This window comes from Okeania sp. SIO2B9 (assembly GCF_010672505.1).
Classification (GTDB): domain Bacteria; phylum Cyanobacteriota; class Cyanobacteriia; order Cyanobacteriales; family Microcoleaceae; genus Okeania; species Okeania hirsuta.
On sequence record NZ_JAAHGK010000817.1, the window covers coordinates 1 to 3,563 of the forward strand.

Here is a 3,563-nt window from a genome sequence, read left to right on the forward strand (position 1 = left end):
CAATGGATTAAACTCTTTCATCAGTTTAGCCATTGGCAGGATGTTTACCATTGCTATTTCAAATGCCTATACTGTTTGCCTTATTTGCAACTCTGCGTGGATCGCCCTTTACTAATATTAACTACACTGTAGATGTACAAATATTTCCTCAAGAACAACTAGAGCGAATTCAGCCACAAGCTTATACAACTTCACCTCAAAATATATATGTTAATGATGGTGTCCACTTTCCGATTTTGGCCTTGATGCCTAGTGGTAATAAGTTAGTTGTTGGAGATAAAACTCACGTCGAATTTCAAACAGTAGAGGGTAAATCTCTAGAAACTCTGAAACAGGAATATAATCAAACTGAAGTTAAACCTACATGGACTATAACTAAAGGTTCAGAAAGAGTTCAAATTGATGGAGACGGTAACTTAGTAGCTTTACAACCAGGGGACGCTACAATTCAAGGTACTATCCCAGGAATTGCAGCAAACAAAGGATTTCTATTTATCAAAGCTCTTGGTCGTGTAGGTGCATTTGATGACAATGGGGCGATTCACTGGGATATATTAATTATGGTGATTGGTTTTGGAGTTAGTATCTATGCTAGTCAGACAATATCAGGAAAAGGACCTGGTGCTAACAATGCTAATCCTAATCAAGACTCCATCAACAAAATTACTCCCATTTTGTTTTCAGGAATATTTTTGTTTACTCCTTTACCAGCAGGTGTGCTACTTTATATGCTCATCGCTAATATATTTCAAACGGTTCAGGCTTTTATTTTATCTAAAGAACCATTACCTGAAAACCTGCAGAAATTAGTAGAAGAGTCACAACCAAAAACAACAAAAACAGGAAAGGGAAGAGAAGCACTACCCTTTGAACCAGGACGTTCTAAGAAGAAAGCTTAATGCTAGTAATGAACGATAGTTATTATATAGAGCAAGGACTAGACCAAGGAAAGCGATGGCTAGAGAAACTGCTAAACTTAGCAGAAATTCCAGCAAAAGTCATAGCTCAAGAGCAAGAAGACGGCTATTGGTTAATCATAGATGAGACTAATCTGACACAAGAACAAATTTCTACTCTACTAGGATTTGATGGCAAAGTAATTGATGCAATTCAGTACCTTGTTAATACAATTCTGAATATAGGTAACGATTCAGAACAACATTTGTCCTACACTGTGGAAATAGCAGGTTATCGAGTTCGCCGTCAAGAAGAACTCTTGTTAATAGCAGAGTATGCAGCAAAAAAAGTACGTTTGACTGGTGAAGAGCATGAGTTAACATCTCTATCTTCTGCCGAACGTCGTCAAATACATACTATGCTTCAAGACTGTGAAGATTTAGAAACTTACAGTCATGGACAGGAACCAGACCGCCGTTTAGTAGTGAAAATTAGAAGCTAACTACCAATAGAAAATATATAGAAAATATTTGGAGAAAAGAATGAGTTATAGAGATTAAAATCATTAGTGTAAGTAAAGCAAATTCAGAATTCTATCAAAAATGGAGCGAGAGGACTCCCGGTAAATCTGAGATTATACCGGGAGATGGATCGCGACCAAACAAACAATAAGCACTCCATTAAGAAAGTATCTGTAAAATAAATCTTAAGAGATGCTCAAAAGTTTAGGTTTTACTGGGTTACGGTGAATCACAAAGCTAACTATTAACTTTAACCATGTAATCTGCGCAATCCAAATCGTGAGGTTTGGGAGTCTCACGTTATAATCGCGAGATTTAATGGGAGAGGATGTCAAACTCAGAATTCTGAATAGCTGATATGGAATAAGTGAGGTATAAGGAAGATGGAAGTAATACATATTCCCAGTCTACTAAAAAAAACTGAGCAGACTGAGGCTATTAAGTTTGAAGAATTTATATCAGACTTGGACACACTGACTCCAGTTAGAGGCTATTTACAAGTAACTCATCATGGCAATTATCTGGAAGTTAAAGGAAAATCAGAAACAATTATTACTCTCACTTGTGATAGATGTTTAAAACAGTACAACTATAAATTGGCGATCGCTCCAAAAGAATTAATTTGGTTTCAAGAAATTAAAGAGCAAAAGGATTTATTTCAGATAGAAGTAGAAAATTCTGTGGAAGATTTGGTGGAAACTTTACCTCCAGATGGATATTTTAACCCTAAAGAATGGGTATATGAACAGTTGTGTTTGGCAGTTCCTCCCAGAAAGTTATGCGATAAAAATTGCCAGGGAATTAAATTATCTGAAAAAAATGGCTCTTCATTAATGATAGACCGGCGATGGGCTGGTTTAGAATCTATCAAAAAACAACTGAATATAAATAATAATTGAAATTTTAATCAGAACAGTTAGCTGTTAAATATTAAATATAAAAAAATGTTTTTTACTGGCAATACACTGAAGATTATCAAAGTGGCAACTGACAAAAAAATATTATGAGTTTTCAAGAAGAATTTGAACTACTACTACGTTCGCGCTACTCGATAATTTATATCCAAACTAGGGAAGAAGAGCGAGTCGAAAATGCAATTATTCAATCAGCAAAAAGACAGGCTAATAGAGCGGTTTATATATGGGATTTTGTCGAAGGATATCAAAATAATCCTAATGATATAGGGTGGGGAAAAAGAAATCCTCTCCAAGGTTTAGAGCTTTTGGAAAAGTTACCGGAATCTGCTCCGGCAGTCTTTATTTTGCGTGATTTTCAAAGATTTTTGGAAGATATTTCTATTTCGAGAAAACTACGAAATTTGGCAAAAAAGTTAAAATCTCAACCTAAAAATCTAGTTATTCTTGCTCCTCAAATATCTGTTCCAGAAGATTTAACTGAAGTTATCACAATTATAGAATTCCCACTGCCAAATAGTCAAGAAATTTCCCAAGAGGTAGAACATCTATTAGTGGCAATGGGTCAATCTTTAGACAAACGTTTATTAGATGAAGTTGTTCGAGCAGCTCAAGGATTATCTATTGAAAGAATTAGAAGAGTTTTGGCTAAGGCAATTGCTACTCACGGAGAACTACAGCTTAATGATGTTGATTTAATATTAGAAGAAAAACGTCAAAATATCCGCCAAACTCAAATATTAGATTTCTATCCTGCTCGTGAAAATATTTCTGATATTGGGGGTTTAGATAACCTTAAAGATTGGTTATTGCGACGTGGAGGAGCATTTTCTGAAAGGGCCAGACAATATGGTTTGCCTCATCCAAGAGGTTTACTTTTGGTAGGAATACAAGGTACTGGCAAATCTCTTACTGCTAAAGCGATCGCTCATCATTGGCATTTGCCTCTACTACGTTTGGACGTGGGACGTTTGTTTGGAGGGTTGGTCGGAGAGTCGGAGTCTCGTACAAGACAGATGATTTCTATTGCGGAAGCTTTAGCACCTTGTGTTCTCTGGATCGATGAAATTGATAAGGGTTTTGCAGGGTTGAAAAGTCAAGGAGATGCTGGTACTACCAGTCGTGTTTTTGGTACATTTATTACTTGGTTAGCTGAGAAAAAATCTCCTGTATTTGTGGTAGCTACTGCTAATAATATTCAATCTTTACCTCCTGAGATATTAAGAAAGGA

The 3,563-nt window shown here is 36.0% G+C and carries 3 protein-coding genes and 1 pseudogene; all 4 read left to right on the top strand.

Features of this window, described 5'->3' with window-relative positions; genetic code table 11:
- Positions 1-29: 29 nt before the first annotated feature.
- A pseudogene (yidC, locus tag F6K13_RS23865) lies at positions 30-899 on the top strand (membrane protein insertase YidC); the annotation flags it as partial.
- The gene (locus F6K13_RS23870; RefSeq protein WP_124147114.1) at positions 899-1,399 is read left to right on the top strand and encodes a R3H domain-containing nucleic acid-binding protein; all 501 of its coding nucleotides are present in this window, start codon (positions 899-901) and stop codon (positions 1,397-1,399) included. The pseudogene yidC and the gene F6K13_RS23870, both read left to right, overlap by 1 nt.
- Positions 1,400-1,801: 402 nt before the next feature.
- Positions 1,802-2,317 carry a DUF177 domain-containing protein gene (locus F6K13_RS23875; RefSeq protein WP_124147115.1) on the top strand — a complete coding sequence of 172 codons (516 nt, stop codon included), beginning with the start codon at positions 1,802-1,804 and terminating at the stop codon, positions 2,315-2,317.
- 104 nt (positions 2,318-2,421) lie between these two features.
- Positions 2,422-3,563 (top strand): AAA family ATPase (locus tag F6K13_RS23880; protein WP_287288591.1); only part of this gene is annotated, 1,142 nt, incomplete at its 3' end.